At 62.5% G+C, this 25,279-nt stretch carries 25 protein-coding genes; 9 read left to right on the top strand and 16 right to left on the bottom strand.

All coding sequences use genetic code 11. The features are described 5' to 3' along the window. Positions 1-93 precede the first annotated feature (93 nt). The gene (locus OES25_09020) at positions 94-558 is read left to right on the top strand and encodes a hypothetical protein (protein ID MDH3627784.1); all 465 of its coding nucleotides are present in this window, start codon (positions 94-96) and stop codon (positions 556-558) included. 1 nt (position 559) lies between these two features. Here the strand turns inward: OES25_09020 and OES25_09015 are convergent, their stop codons facing one another. Continuing rightward, positions 560-976 (bottom strand): secondary thiamine-phosphate synthase enzyme YjbQ, encoded by a 417-nt coding sequence (locus OES25_09015; protein MDH3627783.1) that lies wholly within the window; start codon positions 974-976, stop codon positions 560-562. 137 nt (positions 977-1,113) lie between these two features. On the opposite strand from OES25_09015, the gene OES25_09010 reads away from it, so the two are divergent. Beyond that, positions 1,114-1,479 (top strand): hypothetical protein, encoded by a 366-nt coding sequence (locus tag OES25_09010; GenBank protein ID MDH3627782.1) that lies wholly within the window; start codon positions 1,114-1,116, stop codon positions 1,477-1,479. Here the strand turns inward: OES25_09010 and hutI are convergent. Both hutI and OES25_09000 read right to left on the bottom strand, forming a co-directional pair. Continuing rightward, the gene (hutI, locus tag OES25_09005; protein ID MDH3627781.1) at positions 1,476-2,735 is read right to left on the bottom strand and encodes an imidazolonepropionase; all 1,260 of its coding nucleotides are present in this window, start codon (positions 2,733-2,735) and stop codon (positions 1,476-1,478) included. The genes OES25_09010 and hutI overlap by 4 nt on opposite strands. Further along, positions 2,732-3,241: a DivIVA domain-containing protein gene (locus OES25_09000; protein ID MDH3627780.1), complete on the bottom strand. Its 510-nt coding sequence runs from the start codon at positions 3,239-3,241 to the stop codon at positions 2,732-2,734. Before OES25_09000 ends, hutI begins: the two co-directional genes overlap by 4 nt. A gap of 333 nt (positions 3,242-3,574) precedes the next feature. On the opposite strand from OES25_09000, the gene OES25_08995 reads away from it, so the two are divergent. Beyond that, positions 3,575-4,063, top strand: coding sequence for a transposase (locus OES25_08995; GenBank protein ID MDH3627779.1), 489 nt, complete (start codon positions 3,575-3,577; stop codon positions 4,061-4,063). A 143-nt stretch (positions 4,064-4,206) separates the two neighbouring features. Here OES25_08995 and OES25_08990 read toward each other — a convergent pair whose 3' ends face one another. The 4 genes from OES25_08990 to OES25_08975 form a co-directional block, all read right to left on the bottom strand. Continuing rightward, complete coding sequence (locus OES25_08990; GenBank protein ID MDH3627778.1) at positions 4,207-4,566, bottom strand: hypothetical protein; 360 nt, start codon at positions 4,564-4,566, stop codon at positions 4,207-4,209. A 91-nt stretch (positions 4,567-4,657) separates the two neighbouring features. Further along, positions 4,658-5,116: an SRPBCC family protein gene (locus OES25_08985; protein ID MDH3627777.1), complete on the bottom strand. Its 459-nt coding sequence runs from the start codon at positions 5,114-5,116 to the stop codon at positions 4,658-4,660. 32 nt (positions 5,117-5,148) lie between these two features. Beyond that, on the bottom strand, positions 5,149-5,805 hold the full coding sequence (locus tag OES25_08980) for a pyridoxamine 5'-phosphate oxidase family protein (protein MDH3627776.1): 657 nt from the start codon (positions 5,803-5,805) through the stop codon (positions 5,149-5,151). A 71-nt stretch (positions 5,806-5,876) separates the two neighbouring features. Beyond that, on the bottom strand, positions 5,877-6,572 hold the full coding sequence (locus OES25_08975; GenBank protein MDH3627775.1) for an aspartate/glutamate racemase family protein: 696 nt from the start codon (positions 6,570-6,572) through the stop codon (positions 5,877-5,879). A gap of 529 nt (positions 6,573-7,101) precedes the next feature. On the opposite strand from OES25_08975, the gene OES25_08970 reads away from it, so the two are divergent. The 4 genes from OES25_08970 (at position 7,102) to OES25_08955 (ending at position 10,922) form a co-directional block, all read left to right on the top strand. Next, positions 7,102-8,265, top strand: a complete 1,164-nt coding sequence (locus tag OES25_08970; protein ID MDH3627774.1) for a thrombospondin type 3 repeat-containing protein — start codon at positions 7,102-7,104, stop codon at positions 8,263-8,265. Then, positions 8,255-9,496, top strand: a complete 1,242-nt coding sequence (locus OES25_08965) for a hypothetical protein (GenBank protein ID MDH3627773.1) — start codon at positions 8,255-8,257, stop codon at positions 9,494-9,496. The genes OES25_08970 and OES25_08965 overlap by 11 nt, the downstream gene beginning before the upstream one ends. 100 nt (positions 9,497-9,596) lie before the next feature. Then, positions 9,597-9,839: a hypothetical protein gene (locus tag OES25_08960; protein ID MDH3627772.1), complete on the top strand. Its 243-nt coding sequence runs from the start codon at positions 9,597-9,599 to the stop codon at positions 9,837-9,839. Positions 9,840-9,977: 138 nt separating this feature from the next. Further along, on the top strand, positions 9,978-10,922 hold the full coding sequence (locus tag OES25_08955; GenBank protein MDH3627771.1) for a hypothetical protein: 945 nt from the start codon (positions 9,978-9,980) through the stop codon (positions 10,920-10,922). Here the strand turns inward: OES25_08955 and OES25_08950 are convergent. The 7 genes from OES25_08950 to OES25_08920 all read right to left on the bottom strand — a co-directional run bounded on the left by OES25_08950 (position 10,919) and on the right by OES25_08920 (position 17,605). Beyond that, positions 10,919-11,587: a YggS family pyridoxal phosphate-dependent enzyme gene (locus OES25_08950; GenBank protein ID MDH3627770.1), complete on the bottom strand. Its 669-nt coding sequence runs from the start codon at positions 11,585-11,587 to the stop codon at positions 10,919-10,921. The two genes, OES25_08955 and OES25_08950, sit on opposite strands and share 4 nt — an antisense overlap. A 22-nt stretch (positions 11,588-11,609) precedes the next feature. Next, positions 11,610-12,383, bottom strand: a complete 774-nt coding sequence (locus OES25_08945; GenBank protein MDH3627769.1) for a C4-type zinc ribbon domain-containing protein — start codon at positions 12,381-12,383, stop codon at positions 11,610-11,612. A 206-nt stretch (positions 12,384-12,589) separates the two neighbouring features. Further along, positions 12,590-13,933, bottom strand: coding sequence for a spore maturation protein (locus tag OES25_08940; GenBank protein ID MDH3627768.1), 1,344 nt, complete (start codon positions 13,931-13,933; stop codon positions 12,590-12,592). Between the two features lie 77 nt (positions 13,934-14,010). Beyond that, positions 14,011-14,469: a hemerythrin domain-containing protein gene (locus OES25_08935; GenBank protein ID MDH3627767.1), complete on the bottom strand. Its 459-nt coding sequence runs from the start codon at positions 14,467-14,469 to the stop codon at positions 14,011-14,013. A gap of 127 nt (positions 14,470-14,596) precedes the next feature. Then, the gene (locus OES25_08930) at positions 14,597-15,208 is read right to left on the bottom strand and encodes a nitroreductase family protein (protein ID MDH3627766.1); all 612 of its coding nucleotides are present in this window, start codon (positions 15,206-15,208) and stop codon (positions 14,597-14,599) included. Positions 15,209-15,275: 67 nt separating this feature from the next. Beyond that, positions 15,276-16,718, bottom strand: coding sequence for a 1-acyl-sn-glycerol-3-phosphate acyltransferase (locus tag OES25_08925; protein MDH3627765.1), 1,443 nt, complete (start codon positions 16,716-16,718; stop codon positions 15,276-15,278). An 8-nt stretch (positions 16,719-16,726) separates the two neighbouring features. Then, complete coding sequence (locus OES25_08920; protein MDH3627764.1) at positions 16,727-17,605, bottom strand: hypothetical protein; 879 nt, start codon at positions 17,603-17,605, stop codon at positions 16,727-16,729. Positions 17,606-17,670: 65 nt separating this feature from the next. Here OES25_08920 and zwf point away from each other — a divergent pair, with 65 nt between their 5' ends. Further along, entirely contained in the window at positions 17,671-19,209 is a 1,539-nt protein-coding gene (gene zwf / locus OES25_08915) for a glucose-6-phosphate dehydrogenase (protein ID MDH3627763.1), read from the top strand. Next, positions 19,191-19,982 carry a 6-phosphogluconolactonase gene (gene pgl, locus OES25_08910; GenBank protein MDH3627762.1) on the top strand — a complete coding sequence of 264 codons (792 nt, stop codon included), beginning with the start codon at positions 19,191-19,193 and terminating at the stop codon, positions 19,980-19,982. The genes zwf and pgl overlap by 19 nt, the downstream gene beginning before the upstream one ends. Here the strand turns inward: pgl and tkt are convergent. Together tkt and OES25_08900 are read right to left on the bottom strand one after the other, a co-directional pair. Further along, positions 19,936-21,939, bottom strand: coding sequence for a transketolase (gene tkt, locus OES25_08905; GenBank protein ID MDH3627761.1), 2,004 nt, complete (start codon positions 21,937-21,939; stop codon positions 19,936-19,938). The two genes, pgl and tkt, sit on opposite strands and share 47 nt — an antisense overlap. 72 nt (positions 21,940-22,011) lie before the next feature. Next, a complete protein-coding gene (locus OES25_08900) occupies positions 22,012-25,113 on the bottom strand; it encodes a M1 family aminopeptidase (GenBank protein ID MDH3627760.1) in 3,102 nt (1,033 codons plus the stop codon). Between the last annotated feature and the right edge of the window lie 166 nt (positions 25,114-25,279).

The following is a 25,279-nucleotide window of genomic DNA, read 5'->3' as shown; positions in this document are numbered from 1 at the left end:
GGACCCCGCATGGTATTCTGATCCGTGGCGACCCACCGTTGCCTCCCGTCTCCCCCTTCGGTTACGACCCGCTCCCCACGTCTGCGAGGATCGATGAGTCGAAAGTATCGACATTCCGGTTACCAGGATCGCAACGACGATCGTGACCGTGAAGACCGCCCACGAGGCGGACCGAGCGGAGGTCCACGAAAGGACCTGACGAAGGAGCAGCTGATCCACAAGCGTGGCCTCCGTCATGCGCTGGATCGCGATGCCAACGAAGTGGTCCGCTGTTACAGCTGTGGTCGCGACGTCGATCGGGTGGAAGCCATGGCCCGAGGCAGCCGCTGTCCCGGCTGTTCGACCGATCTACACTGCTGCCGCTTCTGCAAGAGTTTCGACAGCAACGCCCGGTTCCAATGTCGGGAACCTCTCGAAGAGGCGATCGCCAACAAGACCACGTCCAACGACTGTTCGATGTTCAGACCGCGTCTTGTGTTGGATGTCACTGGCCGTCGGACGAAGAAGCAGGCCAAGCCGACCGCACGCACGGCGTTCGACGACCTGTTCAAGAACTAGGCTACTCCCCGATAATCTTGACCAGGACTCGTTTGGCGCGACGGCCGTCAAACTCGCCGTAGAAGATCTGCTCCCACGGCCCGAAGTCCAGGCGTCCAGCGGTCACCGCGACCACCACCTCGCGACCCATGATCTGCCGCTTGTGATGGGCGTCGCCGTTGTCCTCTCCCGTGCGATTGTGGAGATATCGCGAGGGGTCATGAGGCGCTAACTCCTCCAGCCATTTCTTGTAGTCCTGATGTAGGCCCGACTCGTCGTCATTGATGAAGACGCTGGCCGTGATGTGCATCGCGTTGACCAGACACAGGCCTTCCTGGATCCCGCTCTCGTCGACCAACATCTCGACATCCCGAGTGATGTTGATGAAATCCATGCGGGTCGGGACCTCGAACTGCAGATGACGGGTAAGGAAGTTCATGTGCGGCAGCGTAGCCGATCCAGTGTGTTTTAGGGGATTTTTCGCCGGTTCAGGGTCAGGTTGTCCCGGTTAGGCGCCGAACCTATATTCGACGCGATGGCGGATATCGCCGAGGGTCGACAAAAGGGAAACGCACAATGAAGCGCTTTAATAATGAGAGTGGTGAGGGTCGGGTTGGATTGCTTGTGGCGTTGATCGTCGCGAGTTTGATGATCTTCATTGGCGTCAAGGTGATCCCGGTTCGGGTCAGCGCGTACGAGTTCAAGGATGTCCTGCGCACCGAGGTGCGCTACGGCGCGGTCCGTGACGACGACAGCGAAGTCAAGCGCCGCATCCTGGCCAAGGCCGAGGAGCTCGAGGTACCGATCAAGACGAAAGACGTGAAGATCAAGCGCACGGCGGGCTGGATGACCGTGACGGCCAAGTACGAGCACCCGATCGACCTGAAGTTCTACACCTACGTCTACACCTTCAACGCCGAGGAGAAGGCACCGCTCTTCTAGGCCTCGTAGACCAACCGTCCCGCAGCAAAGACAAACTCGACACGAGGCGCCCCGAATCGGTAGACCAGGTGGTACCGATTGGGGATGCGATGAACGACCAGGTCCGCGCGCTTCCCGACCTCGACACTACCGATGCGGTCGGCACGTCCGAGGGTGTGGGCCGCGTTCAGCGTCGCTGCCGTGATCGCCTCGTCCACCGTCAGCTTCCCGTTCAGACAGGCGAACCACATGGCCGCCGTCATCGACTCGGTTGGACAAGAGCCTGGATTGAAGTCGGTGGCCAACGCCACGGGGACACCGCCATCGACCAGTCGTCGTCCGGGGGGCGGGGCATCCATCATCAGGAAGAACGTCGCGGCAGGCAGGAGGATCCCACCGGTGCCGGCTTTCGCCATCGCCTCGATGCCGGCATCCGAGGCGTACTCCAGGTGGTCGGCCGAGCTGGCCCCCAGCTCCGCCGCCAGCGCCGCCGCACCGTCGTCGGCCAGCTGATCGGCGTGGAGGCGTACACCGAGCCCGCTCTCGCGTGCCGCCGTCAGGATGGTCCTCGCCTCGTCGATGGAAAAGGCATGGGCGTCGACGAACGCATCGGCGTACTCGGCCAATTGGCGCTCGACGATCTCCGGCAGGAGTCGATCCACCAGCAAGGCGACGTAATCGGCGCGTCGGTCCTTGAACTCCGGGGGGATCGTGTGGGCACCCAGGAAGGTCGGGACCAGCTTGACCGGATGATGGCGGGCAGCGTGGCTCAGCGCCTCCAGCTGTTTGATCTCGTGGTCGAAGGAGAGGCCGTAACCACTCTTGGCCTCGACGGTGGTGGTCCCCAGCGCCAGCATCGCGTCGAGCCGGTTCTCTACCGTCTCGGCCAGTTGCTCGGTGGAGGCCTCCCGGGTCTTCGCAACCGTCGAGAGGATCCCACCGCCACGGGCCGCGATGTCCGAGTAGCTGGCGCCGCGGAGTCGCTCGTCGAATTCCGATTCTCTCCAGCCGATGAACGGCAGATGGGTGTGGGGATCGACAAATCCTGGGAGTGCGGTCCCGCCGTCGGCATCCACCGTATGACCGTCTTCCGTCAATCGGACGGCCTGTTCGAGTTCGGATCGTGGACCGACCCAGACAAAAATGCCGTCGCGACAGGCGACGGCGGCATCGGGGATCGTGGTCAGTTGGCCGAGATCGGCACCGAGCCGTGGGCCGTTCCCCGTGGGGGTGGCCAGCTCGGCGATGTGGGTGACGATCAGGTCGGCGTCAATCATCCCGCTTCAGTTTGGTTCCGTCGTGGCAGCAAGTGGACGTTATCCAGGTCATCCCGCTCGGCGCTCCGTCGATCCACCAACTCGAGATGCTCTTCCAGCAAGGTCCGCAGGCGTTTTTCGAACAGGTCCCGCTCCAGCTTGCTGCGTCCGATCTCGGTTTCTAGTCGAGACAGCTGGTCCTGGGAATCCTGCAGCGTCTGTTCGGCACGCATGCGTGCTTCGCGGACGGTGAGTTCGGCCTCGGCCTGGGAGCGACTCTTGAGATCCTCGGTCATGCTCTGGGCCGTCACCAGGGTCTTCTGGAGGGTCTGCTCGCGGTCGGAGTGTTTGGAGATTTCGGTCTTCAGGCTGCCGATGGCCTCGTGGAGTTCGGCGTTCTCTAAGTTGAGACGCGCCATCTCTTCCGCCACCGAGTGGAGGAACATCTGCACCTGCTGGGGGTCCAGCCCTCGGAGCTTCGTCTTGAATTCCTGGGTCTTGATCTCGTTGGCGGTAATCCGGCTCATGGAGGGTCCTCCGCTGCGTTCAACACGTGGGGGAACGTAAGTCTCTTTTCGGGACCTGGCAAGCGCCACCACGACTGCCGGTATGCGTCTTCGCATCGTCCTCAAGATTGTAATCCCGTTTGGTTGCCGCTGCCTGTACCGGCGCGATTGTAGCAATTGGGGTGCAACGTTTGTGAGGCAGTCCGGTAGGTTTGACGCGGCCGTCGGTCGCGGATGACCCGTGAGTCAGGATTTGCGGCCCACGCGTTGTTAACCACCGTGAATTGGGTTCGAGTCCTGTCTGGGGAGCCAACCTTTGCGGTGCGCGGAACCTCTGTCCTTGGTTAACAGGGGCTGCTCTACGAACTCAAACACCGCTGGCGCGACGGCACGACTCACATCGGATTCGAACCCCTGGAGTTGCTGGCGAAGCTCGCCGCGCTGGTCCCGCCTCCGCGGTTCAACCTCGTTCGGTACCACGGCGTTCTCGCTCCCGCGGCTCGACACCGGGCGCAAGTGGTGCCGCCGGGTCCGGCGCCGGAACCCGGGGCGGCACACACCGATTGCGAGGTCGCGCATCCACACCAAGGACACTCCGAGCCCGACGAACAACGTCCCGATCCGCGACCCCGCAATTACTCCTGGGCCGAGTTGATGCGGCGAGTGTTCGCGGTGGACGTGCTTGAATGCCCGGCGTGCCAGGGGCCGATGCGGGTGCTGGCCACGATCCACCCGCCCGAGGCGACTCGCGCCATCCTCGACTGCCTCGGCCTGCCGTCGAGGGCGCCGCCCGTCTCGCCGGCCGAACTCGACTCAACCGACCATTTTGCAGAGGCGTTCTGAGACGTTTCCCGGAACGCGCTCGGGGAGTTGTGTCCGCCGGCCGAGCGGCGCGCTTGTCTGCCCGGCCTCCGGGCCCAATTCAGCCTCATGGCGAAGTCTTGGAGTTGACGTAAGAGCATATTATCGGACCCTGAACACGCGTCCTACTCCGTGAGTTTCGAAAAAGGGCTCTTGTTCCGCCTACCCGCACTGAGCCCGCGATTGACGGCGCAGGTTTCCCAGAAACGCACGTTTTGCGTGTACTCCGAATCGAAAACGATTGCCGCTCTTGCAAGCCCTGGAACCTTGGCGGAATACTGCTCGGCGAGGTAATAGATATCGCCCTCGTTCAGCGTGTGCTCAAGTTCACGCTCATCGAGCAACGCTTTCGTGCACTTACCGTCAAGGCCTGCGGCCACGATCGCGCCCACGTAACGGCGAATTTCAGCAGCGCTATCGGGCTTGCCGCGCGCTGTTGCGGAAAGAAGGTCGCCGTCGATGCGGATTTCGTATTCGATCGCCATTTCTGTCATCAGTATAAATGATTGCGCGCACCCCGGATGCGTCGCAGATATACCGATTAGTTAGTGCCTAAAACGTGCCGAAAGTTTCTTGTCAGTGACCGCCCGCAGCAGCGATTATTTTTGTGTGGGCAGCTACAGCCCGGCGCAGGAGGAATCCGACCGGCACGAGAATCAGCTGCCCAATCAGCCCTTTAGCGTGCAGCTCGAAAGTTCTTTCTATACGAGTAACGCCTTCGCGGCGGTCAAACTGCCATGTTTCAACGAAGTACCGTGCGAAATTCTTCAGCGGCGTCGAAAAATTCTCGATCTTCATGACGAGCTCGCGGTCGGGCACGTAGCCGGTCACGGATTCTTCATGTGTCGAACCGTCGGAATTGGTTACCGCAATGCGCGTACCGACTCGAGATGACGTTTGTTCGATAATCGTTGCACTGTCGATGCCCGGCAACGGTCCCCAGCCCGTGAATCCGGGCCAGTTCCTGACATCGAGGATTTCCTCAACAAGCTCTTCAGGCGAAAGCCGGGATTGGGCTGAAACAGTGAATGACATGCCAACTGCGGCGTTGCGTCAAACCTGCGCGGCTACCTGACTTCGCCGCGCGCCTCCATGCCCGCATATTCCTCAGCAGTAATAAGGCCTAGTTTCGCTGCCTCAGCACGTTCTTCGTCGGTGATGACTTCCTGCAGGATATCGATGCGCTTCCATGGCGCCAGCTTGTAAGAACCGTCGTCGCGCGGCAGAAACGTCGAGAGCTCCGTCGGCGTCATCGGATGTACATAGCGTGCGCAGTTGAGCCACACCTTTTCCACGGCAATCTCTGTGACCGTCATTGAACCGGGGTAACTCGCCAGCATCGGACCGTCGCGCAGCAACTTTGCTGTTCCACGCAGACGCATCCGCTGTGGCTTCTCAAAATTGATGAAAAGCAGACCGACTTTGGCAGTTGCCTGGATATTGCCCTGCGACATAAACATGCCGTTGCCGTCGTAGTTTGGAAACACGATAGTGTTCGCGTCAACAACACGAACAAAGCCAGGTGCACCGCCCTTGTATGAGCAGGACGGGAAACCAGTCTCGTCAACGGTGCCCAAAAAAAACATGTTGCGCTCGCTGATAAATGCCTCATGAAAATCGGCAAGCTCGTCCGCCGAAATCGTGTCAGCAACACGGTCTGCCAGGCCACGCGCGTTGAATTCATCCTGCAGCAGGCGCTGCGTGGGCGTATAGAGCTCCGTCATTGGTGTCTCCCTAAGCTCGTGTCATATACGGATCAGCTAGCACCATACCAAAATATCGCCGTAGTGCGGCGTCACGGTGCAAGGCTGAATTCAACGGCCTTTTGCGCATGAATCGAAGCCGTGTCATACAGCGGCACTGAGGTGTGATTCTGACTGACCAGCAGACCAATTTCCGTGCAGCCAAGAATGATGCCCTGAGCTCCTCGCTCATTGAGCTCAGCAATAATGCGCAGAAATTCCGCTCGGGAATCTGCCGAGATTCTGCCAACGCAAAGTTCTTCGTAGATGGTCCGATGCACGAGCTGCCGATCACGCTCATCCGGAACTAAAACGTCGATGCCGTGCTCGCGCCTGATACGTCCGCTGTAGAAATCCTGCTCCATTGTGAACGCCGTACCAAGCAGCCCCACTGACTGAATTCCATCCGCGACAAGTTGCTGCGCCGTCGCATCGGCAATGTGCAGGAACGGAATGCGGACCGCATCGGCAATTTGCTCCGCAACGCAATGCATCGTGTTCGTGCAGAGAATCAGAAAGTCTGCACCGCCCGCCTGAACCGACTGAGCAGCACCGCAGAGAATCTCAGCGGCCGCGTCCCACTGATCGGAATGCTGAAGCTGCTCAATTTCTGCGAACTCCACGCTAAACAGCACAATTCTTGCGGAATGCAGACCGCCAAGCCGTTCTTTGATGCCTTCGTTGAGTTCTGAGTAATAGCGTGCCGTCGACTCCCAGCTCATGCCGCCGATTAAGCCGATGGTTTTCATCTAATCATCAGGGAACCGGTATCGAAACAGGCTCGCCCTGCTGTTTCACGAAAAAGACGAGAATCTTCGCTGACTCCGTGTCGCTCGCATTCATACCAACCGTGTGAATGTCTGCCGGCGTCTCGTAAAACGTCTTGCAGAGGCGTTCTGAGACGTTTCCCGGAACGCGCTCGGGGAGTTGTGTCCGCCGGCCGAGCGGCGCGCTTGTCTGCCCGGCCTCCGGGCCCAATTCAGCCTCATGGCGAAGTCTCGGAGTTGACGTAAGGGCATATTATCGGACCCTGAACACGCGTCCTACTCCGTGAGTTTCGAAAAAGGGCGCTTGTTCCGCCTACCCGCCCACCTGAAATCTCGCCGCAAAACTCCAGCAACTGAGACTCTTCTCGGTTCCGCCCAGCACGCCGGCTTCCGCCGGAAATCTCTCCTGATCTGTAACTTTCGGACGCCGATCGGTCTTTAACCCACAGGGGCCAAGGATTGAGCCCTCAATGGCAACGCTATACTGCGTCCGAACTCAGGGGGAAAAACATTGAGAAAACCAGCTAACCGTCGTCTGCCTCTCGTGCTCGTCTTGTTTGCGACATTGCTGTTGCTGCCGGTCTTGTCTCTCGCATTCGACCTCATCGAACTCGTCATCCAGGTGAACCTGGAACCCGGCACGGATTCGGCGTTCAACTACGAAGCCATCGGTTTCCCGAACACCGGTTTCACGATCACAAACCTCGGGCTGTCCTCGCTCGCGGTGGTGGCTCAGACAGCGCTCGATCCCGATGGGCTGCTGGCCGGCGAGGAACTGCAGGAGGGGTTCGCCCTGTTGGACGGTACGCTCTTGCTGGAAGCGTCGGCCCTGGACCCGTCAGGTGCCCGGGCGGACGTTCGGACAACCTATCGCATGGACGTCGACCCGAGGATGCTGCAACGTGACTTCGTCCGCGATCTGTTCCTGCGGCAGCAGGTGACCGACCCTGTCAGGGCTCGTGCGAGGGCTCGTGCCACCGGGCTGGCCGACGCACGGATCATGCGTTTCGTCGACGGCGAGAACGGCGGCCGTTGGATTCGCGCGGTGCGCGCGATTCGTGCGCAGGGACGCGCCGACATCCGGTTCATGCCCCGCATGGAGCCGGATGGCGTGCTCGGTCACTACGGCAACGCGACCACGGCGACCGGGGACAGCTACGTCTGGGCGGTGATGGACACCAACAGCAAGTACGCGGTCGGCCTGACGGTGGATCGCGACGATGACGGCGTGTCCAACTCGGACGACAACTGCAGGGATACCGAGAACGCCAATCAGAATGACTTCGACAACGATCTGGCGGGTGACGCCTGCGACGACGACGATGACAACGACATGATTCTCGATGGAGCGGATAATTGTCCGCTGGCCGCCAACCCGGAGCAAGACGATTTAGACGGCGACGGTATCGGCGACCCGTGCGACCAGGATGTCGATGGCGATGACGTCAACGATGGGCTGGACCTCTGCCTCGAGACCTACTTCGGCGACACGGTCGATTCGGACGGATGCTCCATCGCCGACATCTGCCCCTGCGAGAACGACTGGAAGAACCACGGGGCGTATGTGCGCTGTGTCGCACGCAGATCCGGGTCTTTCGTCGACGCTGGGCTGATCGCGTCGGAAGAAAAAGACGCGATCGTCTCCGCTGCCGGCCAATCCGGCTGTGGCTTTTAAGCGACTCGTCTGCCTCTCGGTCGGGGTTCTTCTCGCGCTCTCCTGCGCGGAAGAGCCTCCGATCGAGGCCTCACGAGAGCTTCTACCCGACACGGGGGGGCGCGTCACAGTTGCGGTCATCAGCGTCAACAGTGCCCGGCGCGCCGCTCTTCGAAACGCTTCCCTCGTGACGAACATCGTCGCCGGGCTACCGCCGTCGACGAACTTCTTTATCCTTGCCAACGATCCCTCCGCTTTCTCGGTCGCCGGGACTTCCTGGCCGGAGAGGATTCAGCTCGTCGAGCTTCCGTTCAGCAATCCCATCACCATCTGGACCCAGGACCCGTTCCTGGTCCTCAAGGGAGGAGCGGGAGGAAGCGACACCACCTTGCTGAACTCGAAGGAATTCGAGCGTGCAGGGGACAGGTTGATGGCCGAGAAGATTGCCGAAATCGCCGGCTACGAACTCGAGCAGTCCAGCCTGTACTTCGAGGGTGGCAACATCGTTTCCGACGATGAGTTCATCCTGATCGGCGCCAACACGATTCGGCACAACGCCATGAAGCTGGAGCTGAGCGAAATCGAGGTGGTCCTCGAGTTCCAGGAAGAGTTGGGGCGCCGGGTTCTGGTCATTGGACCCGTTCCGCAGCCCGTTGCCCACATCGACATGATTCTCACGCCGCTGGGGAACCGGCGAGTCCTCCTCGCGGACGCAAGCGCCGGCATCCGGATTGCGGAACACGCGCTGGAGACCGATCCCGACTCGATTACCGGTTTTGAGAAGTACTGCGAGGAACACTTCTTCGGGCATCCGGCGATCCGGGAGATCCACGCCAAGGACGGCGGGACGACCTCGGCACCGCAGGTGCAGGGCAAGACTCGGAAAGCCATCGAGTTGAGCCGGCTCGTCGCCCCCACTCTGGACGGGATTGCCACCGCTCTCGAGCGTTACGGCTATCAGGTCGACCGTGTTCCGTTTCTTTTCGGCGGACCGCGGAGCAAGGACAACGAGGACGAGCAAGCGCCCCTGAAGGCCGACTATCCCATGTTGACCTACAACAATGTCCTGATCGAGGACGACATCGAAGGCAAGATCGTCTACCTACCACGCTACGGTTGGCCGGCGATGGACGACGCGGCATCCGAGATCTGGGAGGAGCTGGGTTTCAGCCCTCGACCGATCGAAGGCTTGACGATCAGCGCGATGTACGGAGGCGCCCTACGTTGTTCCGTCAAGGTCGTCGGCAGGTGAACGGATCCGACCCACCGATTCCGTGGTAGGGTCGCCCCAATGAGTTCCGCCAGACCAGGAACGTCTCCAGTCGGCGCGGAGTTCGCAAAGAGGGTATTGCATGAGCAAGAGGTCAAGAATAACGATTGTCGCTCTTCTTCTGATCGCTGCAGTGGTCGTCGCCAGCGGCGTCGTGATGGCGAAGAAACCGAAGCCCGTCCCGGGCGGCTGCCCATGGGCCGATATCCAGTGCCCTGATGTCTACGACCCGGTTACGTGCAGCAATGGCGTGACCTATCCGAACGGGTGTTACGCGTTTGCTGCCTGCGCGACGGGCTGTTCCGGAGGCGGAGCGGACATCTAACCCGATCCCGAAATTCAGTCAAATGGCGGGGCGTCTTCCGGAACTCGATCGGGAAGACGCCCCTTTTGTCTTTCGTTCGGGGCGATTCAGTGGACTCCCGCCGCTTCGACGATCGTCCCAGTCGGCGTATGATTCCTCATGGTCGATCGCGTCCCCTGTCCCGACTGCCGAAGAATCCACGCCGTCCTCGGTTCCAACACCGGTCGCGGAGTCGTGCAATGCACCCGCTGCCGACACTGGTGGCCTGACACCCCGAGCCACGACTCCACAGACAGGAAACGGGCGTACTGCACCGACCACCGGCGTGAGCCGTCGGTGGCACTGTGCTCGACCTGCGACAAGTCGTGGTGCCAACCCTGCACGAAGACCGTCAACGTTCAGGGGCATGGGACCACGTTATCTCCCTGCTGTCGCGCGGGTCTCGATCCGATCGCCCCGTTCGAGCACGTGGATCCGTTCTGGAGCAATCTCCAGGGGACGTTCACGTACGTCCTTCGCGGAGAGGGTCGATGGCTGCTGCTGTTCTTCTGGCTGCTGTCGCTCGTTCCGATCATCGCGATCCTGACGCCGGTCCTTGTGCTTGCGTACGCCGTGCATGTCCTGCGAGAGTCTGCGCGCGGCCCGGGGCCGGCACCGGAGTTCCCTGACATGGGCGACGGATTCAATGGTCTTGTCTGGCCGGCGCTACGCGTGATTGGCGCAGGACTGATCGCGTGGTTCCCGTGGATTCTGATCAAGATTTACGGAGGCATGACGATTCTCGAACCCCTCCTACTCATCGTAGGACTCGTGGTCTTTCCGGCGATCCTGCTTCTTGCGGCCTGTACCCAATCCATCGTCCGCGCACTCTCACCAAGAAGCGTCTTCGTGACGATGCGCGGACTCGGGATCGACTACCTGGTGTTGGTGCTGGCAGTGGTGATCTTCTACTTCACCTGGAACTTCATCGGCAACGTCGGCGAGCTGATGACGGAAGCGGGTTGGTTCACGCCGCTCATCCAGATCTATCTGGTGCTGACCCTGTTCCACATCTGTGGGCGAACGGTCTGGCAGTCCCGGGATCGGATCGACTGGGAGATCTAACGCTCGCCGAAGATCGCCCGTCCGACGCGCACGAGGGTCGCGCCTTCCTCGACGGCGACCTTGTAGTCATCGGTCATGCCCATCGACAGTTCCGGCAACGGGATTCCGCATCGACTTGCCTCGCGATCGCGAAGCTCTCGTAGCCGGGCGAACCAGCGGCGATTGTCTTCCGGCTGTTCGGCCCGTGGGGGGATCGTCATCAGACCGACCGGTGTCACGCCCTCGGTTTCGATCGCACGATCCAGGAGTTCCGGAAGCTGCGCCTCGGTCACGCCCGACTTCGTCGTCTCGTCGCCGGAATTAACCTGCAGCAGGATCGGTTGCTCGAGTTTGGCCGCGACCGATCGACGACCCAGCTCGTGGATCAACCGTGGGTCATCGACGCCGTGGATCAACGCAAAACGACCGATGACCTGTTTCGCCTTGTTGCGCTGGAGATGTCCGATGAAGTGGAAGTCGGCTCGGCCCGCGAAGTGCTCGACCTTCTCGATGGCCTCCTGGACGCGGTTCTCGCCGAAGAGTTGCTGGCCCTGGGCCAGGAGTTCGTCGATCCGCTCGACGGGGAAGGTCTTCGAGACCGCGATCAGGCGCACCGCGTCTGCCGCACGTCCGCTCTTCGTGCAAGCGTCGGCGATCCGCGCCCGAACCTGCTCGAGGGAAGTCACCGCCCGACCGGCCTACGCGGCTCTAAACCGTTCCACCGTTCACCGCCTCCGCCGAGGCTTCAGGCGTCGCAGTCGCTTCCGCGACGGCCTTGGGGGCGTAGAGGTAGCGACCACAGCTGCTACAGCGATGGACCGCTCGACTCTGGCGAATCTCCTGATACATCTGAGGTCGGACTCGCACGAAACAGGCGGAGCAAGATCCGCCGTCGACGCTGGCGACGAAGATTCCGGCACGGATACCTTCCAACCGCTGAACCTGACCGACGACACCGATGGGCAACTCGCCCTCGATGGTCGTTCGCTCGGCGCCTAGCTGCTCGATCGTCGCCTGGGCTTCGCTGGCCGCCTTCTCGACGGCGGCTCGCTGCTCCGCGACCTGTTTTCGTTCCGTGTTGATGTGCTCTTCCTGGGTCGAGAGTTCGCCGGACAACTTCTCTATCTCTTCCATGTCCTTCAGGATCACTTCTTCGTTCTCTGCGACCTGCGCCTTGACCGAATCGATCTCCTTCAACATCGCCGCGTACTCCCGCTGGTTCTTGACGTCCATCAGGTCTTCCATGTACTTCTTGCGACGCTCTTCCAGCTCGGTGAGGTCACCGTTGCGGAGTCGTTGGTCAGTCTGTAGTTCTTCGTGACGGTCCTTGATCGCGACGTACTCCGCGTTTCGCTCACGGAAGTTCTGTTCGATTCTCTCGATCTCGCCGGGTGCCTCGACCGTCACCTTCGTGGCGGCGCGGACCTCGTTGGCCAGCTCCTGAATTTTCGCCAGTCGCAAGATCTGTTCCTTGGGCTCCACTATCTAACCTCCGTCTCGACATCGCCCCGTCATCTGCCCCAGAAAGAGAAAGGGCGCTCGGAGACCGAGCGCCCTAGTTGCTTCTGGTTCGGTAGGCTCCAACCCGTGCCGGTTGGTACCCTCGCCGACTACCGCCGGCGACATGACTTCTGTTGGGTCGTTTTATCACTGTGATGGCGCAGCTTAGCACCGGGTTCCGAGGAGCGTCAACCGAACAGGGCGTAGACGATCAGCACCGCCGCCGTCAGTCCGGCGACGTCGGCCGTCAGGCAAGCCGGCAACGCGTGACGGCTGTTTTTCACGCCTACCGCGCCGAAATAGACCGCCAATACGTAGAACGTCGTCTCCGTGCTGCCCTGCATGGTGCTGACCAGGTAGCCGACATACGAGTCGGGGCCGTGGGCGGTCATGATCTCCGACGCCAGCCCGTAGGCCCCGGATCCCGACAGCGGCCGCAGCAGCGCCATCGGCAACGCCTCGGCCGGGAGCCAGGCACCCGAGAGACCGACCGCCGCCAGGGTCATCTCGTAGACACGCGTGAAGACCGCGATGACACCCGAGTCGCGAAGCATCCCCACGCCGACAAGGATCGCGACGAGGTACGGGATGATTCGAATTGCGACCTGGAACCCTTCCTTGGCGCCCTCGACCAGTGAGTCGTAGACACGGGCCCCTCGGCTCCAACCGAACAACACGATGGCGGCGACCAACGCCGGGAGCACCCACCAGCTTGCGATGCTCTTGAGAACCTCCCGGGCAGGCGTGTCGTTGACCATGAACTGCATTCGGATCTCGACCACCGCCGCGATGACGAACACCGCCCAGAACAACCAGACCATGACCCTGCGAAGTGCGATCGGTAGGCCACCGATTTTCTTCGCCCCCTTGCCGTCCTCACCCATCAGGTCGTCGGCGTCGGTCTCGTCCTCGGGCTTCCACGCCGGCACGATGGGTGGCGGCTGCGTCCCACGGAAACTGGGCAGACGTGAATAGAGGAACGCCGCACTGATGCCGATGATCGTCGCCGTGCCACTGGCGACCCAGGTCGTGAAGAAGATCCCGAATGCGTTCTCGGAACCGAGAGACGCACGTAGGGAGGCGATCCCCGACGGCAGGATCGCCAGACCGGCGGTGTTGATCGCCAGGAACAGCACCATGTCGTTGGTGGCGGTCCCGGTACGGCTGTTCAACGTGTTGAGTTGCTCGATCGCCTTGATGCCGAACGGCGTCGCGGCGTTGGCAAGCCCTAGCATGTTGCTGGTGATATTGAGGATCATCGAGGACATGGCCGGGTGACCGGCGGGGACGCCGGGAAACAGCAGGCGCATGACCGGTGTGATCTTCCGCGCGATGGTCCGCAGGATGCCGGCGTCCTCGGCGACCTTCATCAATCCCAGGAAGAACGCCATCACTCCGACAAGTCGGATGGCCAGATCCACGGCGGAGCGGGCCGACGTCACGATCCCGTTTGTCAATGCGTCCATGCGACCGCTTGTGGCCGCGACGAGCACGGCGATCACGACGATCAGGACGTAGATACCGTTGAGCAACGGAACTCACCTCACGCGGAACCCACCGCGCGCCGCAAGTCTCTCATCTTTTGTCGTAACCCGGAGCGAGAATTCCGCTAGCCGGGTGCGTTGGCTTCCCGTTCGATGGCCTGCCTCAGGAGACGATCCTCTTCCATCTCGTGCTGACGGAAGTCCTCGATGAACGCCTGCAGGTCAACACGCAACCCATCGGCCTCCATGGTGTCGCCATGCTGCGCGTGGATTCGCGCCATCTCCAGGATCTCCATCAACTTCTGGTGCTGGTTCACAAGGCGTCGGATTTCAACCCCGCAGTCCGGGAGGATGGCCTGGATCGCCTGGAACAGACCGTCCTCTTCCTCGGACTGGTGATGTTCCGCCAGTCGCTCGCGGAGCCCCTCCAACTGCGCGGCAAGCCGGCGCATCGGTTCGACGTCCGAGAGGCCGCTCCTCAGGGAGTCCAGGGTCCGCGCGATCTGATCCAGGTAGAAATGGATCTCGCGATGTTCTTCCAACGTCTCCTGGGTGATTTGCTGAAAGATCTGTTGTTGGCTCATCGTCGCCTCTTGGATGGGTCGTCGAGCGATCTCGCGGAGAGCCGGACCCACACCGACTGCTCCTGATAGCAAAGATCCGACCGATCCGTCCCGGGTCAAGAGATTCCTCAGGATCCTCTCTAACGCCCTAATAGGACGTCATGATCGACTCCAGAGGCAGACGCTCCAACTGGGGAACCTCACAACCCTCTTCAGGATAACCCAGCGCGACCAACATGTATGCCCGTTCGTTTCCCGGCCGACCCAGCGCCTCCGGGAGGAAGCCCATTGGCGAGGGTGTATGGGTCAGGGTCGCCAGCCCCGCGTGGTGAAGTGCAGCCAATAACATGCCGACGGCGATACCGACCGACTCCTGGACGTAATAGTTCTTTCGCTTCTCACCGGACTCTTCGAGTCCATAGGTCTTGGCTAAAATCACGACCAGCCACGGGCAGGTGGTCAAGAACGGCTTGTGCCAGTCGGTGCCCAGCGGCGCAAGATCGTCCAGCCAGGTCTGGGGCATGCGGTTCTCGTAACTCTCCCGTTCCTCGGCTTCCGCGGCCTCGCGGATCTTCCGCTTGACCTCGAGCCCGCCGACGAGGGCGAAGTGCCACGGCTGCTTGTGGGCTCCCGACGGCGCGGTCCCCGCAGTACGGATGGCGTTCTCGACGATCGCACGGTCGACCGCTCTGTCGGAGTAGTGCCGCACCGATCGGCGGCGGGCCATCTCGTCGTAATACGCCGTGGATCGTTCCAGCATCTGCTCGGGTGTGTATTTGACAAATTCCAGGGGTTCGAATGGATAGTTCACGGGCCCTCCGCCGTCGTTAGTGCGTCGAGTTCGATTCAAGCTCGGGTGCCGGCTCGTTGATCGCCGCACCGACGGCGTCGACCACCGTCGTGAGGTCGTCGCCCAGAAGAGCCGTCTCGTCAAATTCCAACCAGACGACCTTCCGTCGTCGACCCATCACATGACCCACCCGCCGGTAGCCCTCGTGCAGTCTCTCGAAGAACGCCTCGTCGTGGGACGGGTCGGTCTCCTCGCCCGAAGAGCGGCGCCGAGCCGTCAGCTCGGCGGGTCTCGTCGTCAGAAATACGAGGACCTCGGGCACCGGTGGACGGGCCAGATCAAACTGATTGACCAACCACACCGCCGGCGTACGACGGATCGATCGCCACTTGCGGGAAAGCGGGATCCGGAGTTCGCCGCGAAGATACTGGGTTAGCCGATGCAGTCCGGCTTCGTCGAACTCACCCTGATAGATGTCACTCTCGGCCCACGCGACGAGATCGACCAGGGCGTTTCCGTCCGAGACGACATAGCGAACATCCTGGGCGCGATGGGCGGCCTCGTCGATCTGGGCCCGTTCGATCATCTCGATAAAGCGCGGTCCGCCTCGCAGCAGACCGGCCACGGGTCGGAGCCAGACCTGACCGCGGAACGGCGGGACCGGTGCGGTGATCTCCCGGACGCCATCTTGATCCGCAGTCAGCGTGGGTTGGGTCAAGCCCAGGGTGGTTCCCTGTTCTCCGAGACTCCGTGTGATCGCCCTTACTACTCGATGCCGTAAAGCATCGTCGACGCCACAGACCGCTACACTGCGGGCCGGTCGTGGTTGCGGTGAAGGCGGAGGAGGTTCGGGCGGTGCGAGCGCGACAACATCGCGTTGCACCTGGGCCGCGATATCCCGTGCGTCTAGCTCCGGATCGTAGGTGCGTGGCTTGCCGACGACGACATCGACGGCCTGTGGCACGGGAAGCAGCGTCCCACGACCCCAGATCCGCTCCGGGCCGGAGAGGAAGACCGGGACGATCAACGTTCCCGGTGCAAGCTGGGCCAGTCGGCCGATCCCGGGACGGAAACGTGCCATCACACCCGCCTCGCCGCGGCTTCCCTCGGGAAACAGGATCAGGCTCTTACCGGCACGCAACGCATCGGCCATCGGTAGCATGGGGTCCTGCCCCTTGGCTGCCTTCCGCTCGATGGGGATGGCGTTCATCATCAACATCGCCATCGTCCTCTTGAACCAGGTCTTGCCGAAATAGTCCGCGGCGGCGATGGGATGAACGAACGGCAAACGGCGGAGCGGGAACAGTCCCATCAACAACGCCGCGTCCAGGTGCGAGTTGTGATTCGCAACGACGACGCACGGTCCGCGAGGTACCAGGTTGCGTCGACGGTAATGTACGCCGGCCACCCAGCGGAGGACGGGACGTCCAAAGCCGAAGTGGAAAAGCCACAGGGGGAGGTTGCGGAGCAGGTGCTTCACGATTCGAGCTAGGCGAACGTATTCAGATAATGGAAATAGACCGGCGCCGCGTAGGCCGCCGGGACGATCCGATTGAGAAACGCCCCACGCCCAACGGGCGATGCGTCGTTCTTGAGAGCCAGATCACGCCAGACCGCCTGGCTGACGGCACCGCCAAGTGCCACGGCGATCGCCACCAGAAAACCGGCGCGCCCACCGTCTTCCTCAACGAGACCACACTGCGGCCCGAGAATGTGACCGACGATCACGGCCAGCACGGCGCTAATGATGATGCCAGCCCAGATCCTCGTCCAACCCACCTCGCTTCGCCGACGACCGGCGAGACGCTGCACAAACTCCGAGAGGATTACGAGGATGCCGTACAACTCAAGGATCCCCGGTCGTGGCCAGTGAGCCAGTAGCCCCAGGTGGGCCATGCAGAACAGGAAAATCAACAGGCCGAAGATGGTCCGTCCCATCGAGTCGAGTAGACCATCGCGGGTTGTCCCGATCGAGAGGAACACCGGAACACACAGGAAGAGCAGGATCGGCAACGTGGCCAGGACGGTTTCGTCGTACCCACGAAACGCGGGCCAGATCACCGTGGGGATCGCGAGGTAACTGGCGAGGATTGCGTAGCGGTCCCTCGGGCGAACGGGGGCGACAAAGAAGTAGGCCCGCAACGAGACGAACATCACGATCGCGAGAACGGCAAACGACAACAGTGCGGGCCCGCGGGAGAGACCTACCAACAAGAGACTGAACAGGACCCAGAATCCACCCCAACCGGGCAGCCCGCGATAACGCCCGCCGCGTCGCCCGATGGCCCAGGCGGCAGTCCCGCAGACGGTGACCGCCGCCGCGAGTGCAAGGACCATCCCCGGGATCGATGTAAACCAGTCAGCCATGGGCGCCATCATAACGTTTATTATGTTCCACGCGTCACATCACTCCCCGACAGACGGAGACACCGTTGCCGCTACAGAGGTCCGCCGCAAATCCCCGACTTAGCCTACGACCCGATCGGGATGCCGAGTCCTGCACGCTGGTGATCTTTGGTGCCACCGGTGACCTCACCCGGCGCAAGCTTGGCCCCGCGCTCTATAACCTGAAATTGGATGGTCTTCTGCCGGAGTCTCTCGCCGTCGTCGGGATCTCCCGTCAGGACCTCACGACCGAAGACTTCCGCAAGATGATGCATGAAGGCATCGAGTCTCACTCGCGACGTCCTCTGGAAACCGCGGCGTGGCAATCGCTCGAGAGCAGCCTCTCCTATATCTCGAACCCCACCGGCAGCCCGGACGACTACGCGCGGATCGTCAAGCATCTCGACGCGATGGACGAGCGACACGGAACCGGCGGGCGACGCCTGTTCTATCTGGCGGTGCCGCCGTCTGCGTTTCCGAAGATCGTCGCGGGACTCGGATCTGCCGGACTTCAACATCCGGCTCGGCCGGAAGGTTGGTCGCGGATCGTCGTCGAGAAACCGATAGGACGAGACCTGGAGAGTGCCGAGACGTTGAACCGCGCCGTCAACGAAGTCTTCAGCGAGCAAGATGTCTATCGCATCGACCACTATCTCGGAAAAGAGACGGTCCAGAATCTCCTGGTCTTCCGGTTCGCCAACGCCATCTTCGAACCGCTCTGGAACCAGAAGTACCTCGACCACGTGCAGATCACCGTGGCCGAGTCGATCGGTGTGGAGGGTCGCGGCAAGTACTTCGAGGAAGCCGGCACGACCCGCGACATGGTGCAGAACCATCTCATGCAGTTGCTCTGCCTGACGGCCATGGAGCCACCGGTCTCTCTGGATCCCGACGCCATCCGCGACGAGAAGGTCAAGGTGCTGCAGTCGCTGCGTCCGGTGTCGCCGGACCATGTACGAGAGTCGACCGTTCGCGGTCAGTACGCTCGAGGTGTGGCCGATGGCAAGGAGGTCCCCGGCTATCGCGAGGAAGAGGGCGTCGCAAGCGACTCGTGCACCGAAAGCTACCTGGCCCTTCAGGTCCAGATCGACAACTGGCGCTGGGCGGGGGTGCCGTTCTTCCTGCGGGCCGGGAAACGGATGCCCCGGCGGGTGACGGAGATCACGGCACAGTTTCGTGACGTACCGCATCACCTGTTCCGCTCCGATTCGCCGGCACCCAACATCCTGGCGCTCCAGGTCCAGCCCGACGAAGGCATCTCTCTGCGCTTCGGCGTGAAGGTACCGGGCGCCAACCCGAGGATACGGCCGGTAGATATGGACTTCCGTTACGAGGACTCGTTCAAGCAGGACGCACCCGACGCCTACGAGCGATTGATCCTGGATGCCCTCCTTGGTGATTCAACGCTGTTCATTCGACGCGACGAGGTGGAGTGTTCGTGGGCCTATATCGACCGACTGTACGAAGGTTGGGCTCTCGCCGATCCCGGTCGACCACTGCCGGAGTACACGGCCGGCACGTGGGGACCACCCGAGGCCGACATCCTGCTGGCGCAGGGTGGCCGCACGTGGCGTCGTCCGCAATGACCCCGACCCTGACCGTCACCCGACTGGACACACCCGCCGAGGTGACCGAGATGGCGTTCCAGATCGTGCAGCGGGTGGCGACCGACGCGATCAGTTTCGGTTCTCGGTTTGTCATGGGCCTCGCGGGAGGCTCGACACCACGCGGCCTGTACGAGCGGATGGCAAGGCGCCCCGAGGCCCTTCCGTGGTCCTCGACCCATCTAATCTTCGGCGACGAACGTTGCGTCGCACCGGACCACCCGCGAAGCAATTACAGGATGGCGCACGAGACGCTGCTCTCACATCTCGACCCGGCTCCGTGCGATGTGTTGCGCATGGAAGGCGAGCGGGCACCGGACGACGCGGCACGCCGTTACGAAGATCGACTGCGTCAACTGTTTCCCAGGGCGAATTGGCCACCCATCGACCTACTGTTGCTCGGCGTGGGAAACGATGGGCACACGGCGTCCCTGTTTCCCGGCAGTGTCGCGCTGGAAGAGGAATGTCGCTGGGTCGTTGACGGCACGGGTCCCGACGGTGACACCGAGGATCGTCGTTTGACGCTGACCATGCCCGTGCTTCGTGCGGCACGACACGTCGTGTTCCTGGTCACGGGAAGAGACAAGGCGAGCGTGGTGGCTCAGGCCTTCGCCGGTGAACCCCACGAGACGCCTTACCCGGTCGAAGCGCTGCTCCCGCCAACCTGTCCGATCGATCTTCTTCTGGACCGCGACTCGGCCGCAGAGATCAACCCAGCCAGTCCCGGATCTTCGTCGTCACCGCGTCGGGCGTAAAGCCGAACTTCTCGCCCAGCACGTTGCCGGGTGCCGACGCGCCGAACTGGTCGATGCCGATGTTCAGACCCGCGCGTCCCGTCAGCGCCTGCCACGGTTCGGTCACTCCGGCCTCGATCGTCGCCACCGGGACACCGCCCGGGAACAACCTCTGGGCATAGACCGGACCCTGGGCCCGGAATCGTTCGTAGCACGGAATGGAGACGACGTTGATCTTCTTGCCCTCGCTCGCCATCGCCTCGCGGGCGGCCACGGCCAGGTGGACCTCCGACCCTGTCGCCGCGATCACCGCATCGGGTTGATCGTCTCCCGCGACCAGGTACGCGCCCCGACGCATGTCGGCCAGCGCGCCGGTCCTCTGACGATCGAGGGGCGGCAGCTTCTGACGGGTCAGTAGCAGCACGGAGGGTTGATCGGTGGCCTCGAGGGCGAGCCCCCAGCAGAGAGCCGTCTCCACGCCGTCGGCGGGACGAAACACATCGAGTCCGGGAATCATCCGTAGGACCCACGCGTGCTCGACCGGCTGATGGGTCGGTCCGTCCTCGCCCACGAAGATCGAGTCGTGGGTGAAGATGTGGATGGCCGGTAGTTTCGCCAACGCCGCGAGCCGTAGTGTCGGACGCATGTAGTCGGAGAAGACCAGGAACGTCGCCCCGTAGGGCCGGAACGCCCCGTGGTACAGCATGCCGTTCACGATGGCGCCCATCGCGTGTTCACGAACACCGAAGTGGAAGTTGCGTCCGGAGAAGTCCGCAGGCGAAATCGCGGGCGAGTCGTTGATCGTGGACTTGTTCGAGGGTGCAAGATCCGCCGAGCCACCGACCAGCCCCGGCATTTCCGCTGCCGCAACCTGCAGGACCTTCCCGCTATGCGCGCGAGTGGCTCCAGCGTCGGTCGGAGCGGCGGCGATCAGACGATCGGTCAGACCCTTCGGCGCCTCCGGTTGCCAGCACTGATCCCATCGTTTTCTGTGGCCCTTTTCGCGACCGACCCAGGCCTCGAACTTTCGAACCCAGGCCGTTCGTAGCGCGGCACCTTCCTCGGCGCGCGATCTGAAGAACGAACGAACCTCCTCGGGGACGTGGAAGGCCGGCTCGAGAGGCCAACCGGCGGCCGCCTTGGTCGCCTTGATCTCGTCCTCGCCGAGGGGCGAACCGTGAGCGTCGGCAGAGTCCTGTTTGTTCGGCGAACCGTGGGCGATGTGGGTCCGACAGGCGATCAGCGACGGACGGTCCTTCTGCCCAAGCGCGTGATCGATGGCGCCCGCGATGGCGTCGTGGTCGTGGCCGTCAATCCGTTGGACGTCCCAGCCGTACGCGGCGTAACGCGCACAGACATCTTCCGAGAAGGCCAACTCCGTCGGGCCTTCGATGGAGATGTGATTGTCGTCGTAGAGCGCGATCAGATTCCCGAGACCGAGATGGCCGGCCAACGAGCAGGTCTCGCCGCTGACGCCTTCCATGACGTCGCCATCGCTGCAGAGCGTGAAGACCCGATGACCGACCAGGTCGTCGCCGCTGTTGGGAGAGACCCGGTCGCGAAGCATCCTGGCCGCGATCGCCATCCCGACCGCGTTGCTGATGCCCTGCCCCAGCGGACCGGTGGTGGCCTCGACGCCCACCGTATGACCAAACTCGGGATGCCCCGGCGTCTTGCTCTCCCACTGCCGGAACGCCTTGAGGTCGTCCATCGACAGGTCATAGCCGGACAGATGCAGCATCGCGTAGAGCAACATGCATCCGTGACCGGCGGAGAGGACAAAACGATCTCGGTCCGGCCAGTCCGGAGTTCGTGGGTCGTAACGCAGGTATCGGCTCCACAGCACCCATGCGATATCGGCGGCACCCATGGGGAGACCGGGATGTCCTGAGTTGGCCCGCTGGACGGCGTCGGTGGAGAGAAACTTGATGGTCTGAACGGCCTGACGGGCGAGTTGCGAATCGACGGCAACCGACATGCGGGGTCCCTCACTGACAGATCGATGGGGTGCCCGCGCAGGATGACACGAACCGGGAGAGAGGCCAAGGGCTCAGCGCTCGATCAGGAGCCCTTCGAGGAGTTCGACATCCGCGCCACGCTCACGAGCCTCGGTTAGAGCCCAGTCGAGGTCCTCCTGATGACCGGTCTCGTAGGCCGCGACGGCCAGCATGGCGTAGGCCTCGGTCAGTTCCAGGCGCTCCGTACTGGCACCGATCCTCCACAGCATGGCCCGCGATTCATGGGTGCGTCGTCCCGGGTCCAGGTAGCGGAGTGTCTTCTTCAGTCGCTCGCGAACGGCGGCGTAGTCGCCACGGAGCAGATCGCGTCGAGCGGAGAGCGTGGCTCGGGCCACGGTCAACCGATTGGAGGTGGGGTCCAGGAGCTCGTCGGCGGCCTGCATGTGTCGGACCCCCTGGGCGTCGTCGCCCTGGTCCAGAGCCAAGCGGGCCAACTCGAGATGGATCCGTGCGTTGGTCTCCCGCTCGCGCAGGTCGGGGGGCCGCAACCATCCCTGGCCCGTCCGGGCCTTCGCCGCAGCGGGCTGATCCAGCGCTTCTCTGAACGCCGCCCGGGCCTTCTCGGTCTCTCCATCAGCCAACAGGTTCTGAGCGCGGAACCGTGCCACCGTCTTGGGAAACTCGTCGGCCGGGTAGAAGCGGGCGAAGATCTCGCCCAGTGGATCGAGCTGGAAGGTAACGGGACGAGCCGGTGCCGGCACCGCGAAGTCCGTTCGCCCGCGCTGCAGAATCAGCTGTCGGCCAAAGTAGTTCCGCACATACCGCCCGTCGCCACTGCGATCCGTGGCATCGCGGTCGGCGGTCTCGACGACGATGCGATAGGGCACCATCAGGGACGGCGCACCGGGAATGAGTTGGGGTAACGGCTCACGCTCGATATCCCAGCCGTCGCCGGTCGATCGGACGAGGCGTGAGAGGAACGTCGGTCGACGGGCATCGTGGGCGATACCCGTCACACGTGCACCGCCTTCGTCGTCCTCCCCGACCTCGTAGTCATAATAGATGTCGGCGATGCCGGTCCCGTAAATGAACTGGTCCGCGAAGCCCGAGAGATTTAGTCCGGACATCCGCTCGATGGCCTCGACGAAGACCTCCGTCGTGATCACTCGGTTCCCGGCCGCTTCCGTAAACGAACGCAGCATCTCCTGGAAGGATTCGTGGCCGACGGCGCGTGCCAGCATCGCCAGAACCACCGCACCCTTGCGGTAGACGATCGCCCGATAGCCGTCACCGGCCTTACTGGAATTGAGACGCGTACCGAGAACCACCGGACCCAGGGCGTCGAGGCGATATCCATCCAGCGTCGTCTGCGAGAGCGACTCGCGCCAACCGGCGGAGATCGCCGCAAGCGAGTCCGCACTCCTGCCCGTCTTCGCAGTTTCGAACAACATCGCCGCGTAGTTGGCCATCGCCTCGCTGAGCCATTGGTCGCGGTAGCTCCACCAGCCGATGTGATTGCCCCACCACTGATGCGCCAGCTCGTGGGCGACCGTGCTCTCCCGTGACAACCGGCCCTGCTCATCGACGCCTCCGACGAGCACGTCCTGCGAGAGGGTGATGAAGCCGAGATAGCTTTGCGAGTAGTCTCGGGGAAGGGTTGCGACGGTCAGGTAGTCGAGCGGGTAGGGGCCAAACGTTTTCTTGAAGAAGTCGAGACTCTCGCGAACCGCCTTCACCAGCCCGTCCCGTCGTGCCTGGGTCAGCCGACGCGGTAGGTTGGCATTGACGGCAACCCGGAGATCGACTCCATCGACGTTCTCATCGATCATCTCGAACCGACCCAACAGGAAACTGAATGCGATGGCCGGGGTGTCGAGGGTCCGTCGCTCCCAGTGGTAGCCATGTCCCCGCCCGGATTCGACAAGGCGACCGCTGGCGACCAGCTGCAGACGACGCGGATGACGGATGCGGACGTCGTAGGTGGCCCGGTCGACCGAGCCGATATGCGGATGCCAGGCGCTGGTGTCCTCGAGGGCGAACGTGCCACGTCCGACCCAGCTGAGGGCTCGGCCGCTGTACTCGATATTCAACCGGAGGTCGGTGCCTTCCACGGACGGTTTCGGGAGGACTACGGCGACCGTGCTGCCCGAGCGGAAGTGGAACAACTCGCGACCCGACCCGTCGGCCACCCGATCGACCACGAGATCACGAAACAGCGTCAACGGGATGGCCCGACGCCCTGACGACTCGACACGAAGATCGATCGTGGCCCGACCCGAGAGCTTCAGGGCCGTCCCCTCCACCGAGAGTTGGATCTTGTAATGCTCGGCCTCGAAACCCGTGGTCCGTGGAAGTGGATCCTCGGGTCGCTCGTAGCGACTGGCGGCCCAGATATCCCACGCACCGAGATCGTCCACGGTGAGGCCGAGCCATCGACCCCGACGCTGACTGATCTTCAGATGACGGGCCAGACGCATCCGATCCCACCCCCGGGATTCGATCGTGTTGAATCGCATCAGCGTGAGGGGCTCGACATCTTCAGGATCGAGTTGGTAGACGAAATCCCCCATCTCGTGACTGCGACACCACATGCCGAAGTAATCGGAGTACGCGCTGTCGTCAAGAAGCGTCTTGAGCAACGACTCCTCGGCGCCTGACATCCCGAAGTCCGATCGACGAAGCAATTCGCGATAGATCCGTTGGGCGCGAGTGACAATGCTGGGTTGCAAGCTCCCGGCGCGGGGACGGGCCAGTAGTTCCTCGGAACGTTGTCGATCCGCGGTGGCGATTACAGCGGCCTCGATGTCCGCATCGAACGTGCGACGACCGGTGAAGAGTTCGAGTTGCCCGGCCTCGATGGGATCGGGCGTTTCCAACAACATGTGGGCCTGACCCAGGAATAGAAACTCCAGCACCCGACCGCCGATCGGGTGCGCGGGGATCAACACGCCGTCCTCGATCTGTAGGATCGCCTCGCCGAACACCAGCCGCTGGTTCCGCAGGATCACCGCCTCGTCGGGATTGAGCCGGCTGTCGAGGATGGCGGCGTAGAGCGACGCAGGGTCCTCGTCGGCCGCCCGGGCGGGCCCTGCCAGCACGAGGCCCAGGAGGAGCGAGAGCCCGAGGCAGAGGATTCCTGTCTGGCGACGCTTCTGCAACGGGCCTTTCCCCTTTCCGTTGAGTGCCGAAATCATCCTATTCCTACTCATTGTGAGGGTGTACGACAATCTCCCGCGACCGTTTCAGCGGAGTTTCTGCGGCACGGGTTCCGTCCAGAAATACGAGGATCTCCCCTTTCGGCTGGAGACCGGGTTGCGTAGAATCCCGTTCGTACGGGGTCAATACGCGGGAGTTCAAGTG

This window comes from Acidobacteriota bacterium (genome assembly GCA_029861955.1).
In the GTDB taxonomy this organism is placed as follows: Bacteria; Acidobacteriota; Polarisedimenticolia; order Polarisedimenticolales; family Polarisedimenticolaceae; genus JAOTYK01.
This window is presented reverse-complemented; position numbering and strand designations above follow the sequence as displayed.

Coding starts and splice junctions, on each gene's coding strand:
- OES25_09020 (MDH3627784.1), top strand. CDS start 94: ATGAGTCGAAAGTATCGACATTCCGGTTACCAGGATCGCAACGACGAT.
- OES25_09015 (MDH3627783.1), bottom strand. CDS start 976: ATGAACTTCCTTACCCGTCATCTGCAGTTCGAGGTCCCGACCCGCATG.
- OES25_09010 (MDH3627782.1), top strand. CDS start 1,114: ATGAAGCGCTTTAATAATGAGAGTGGTGAGGGTCGGGTTGGATTGCTT.
- hutI (MDH3627781.1), bottom strand. CDS start 2,735: ATGATTGACGCCGACCTGATCGTCACCCACATCGCCGAGCTGGCCACC.
- OES25_09000 (MDH3627780.1), bottom strand. CDS start 3,241: ATGAGCCGGATTACCGCCAACGAGATCAAGACCCAGGAATTCAAGACG.
- OES25_08990 (MDH3627778.1), bottom strand. CDS start 4,566: ATGGCGATCGAATACGAAATCCGCATCGACGGCGACCTTCTTTCCGCA.
- OES25_08985 (MDH3627777.1), bottom strand. CDS start 5,116: ATGTCATTCACTGTTTCAGCCCAATCCCGGCTTTCGCCTGAAGAGCTT.
- OES25_08980 (MDH3627776.1), bottom strand. CDS start 5,805: ATGACGGAGCTCTATACGCCCACGCAGCGCCTGCTGCAGGATGAATTC.
- OES25_08975 (MDH3627775.1), bottom strand. CDS start 6,572: ATGAAAACCATCGGCTTAATCGGCGGCATGAGCTGGGAGTCGACGGCA.
- OES25_08960 (MDH3627772.1), top strand. CDS start 9,597: ATGAGCAAGAGGTCAAGAATAACGATTGTCGCTCTTCTTCTGATCGCT.
- OES25_08955 (MDH3627771.1), top strand. CDS start 9,978: ATGGTCGATCGCGTCCCCTGTCCCGACTGCCGAAGAATCCACGCCGTC.
- OES25_08935 (MDH3627767.1), bottom strand. CDS start 14,469: ATGAGCCAACAACAGATCTTTCAGCAAATCACCCAGGAGACGTTGGAA.
- OES25_08930 (MDH3627766.1), bottom strand. CDS start 15,208: ATGCTGGAACGATCCACGGCGTATTACGACGAGATGGCCCGCCGCCGA.
- OES25_08920 (MDH3627764.1), bottom strand. CDS start 17,605: ATGGCTGACTGGTTTACATCGATCCCGGGGATGGTCCTTGCACTCGCG.
- tkt (MDH3627761.1), bottom strand. CDS start 21,939: ATGTCGGTTGCCGTCGATTCGCAACTCGCCCGTCAGGCCGTTCAGACC.
- OES25_08900 (MDH3627760.1), bottom strand. CDS start 25,113: ATGATTTCGGCACTCAACGGAAAGGGGAAAGGCCCGTTGCAGAAGCGT.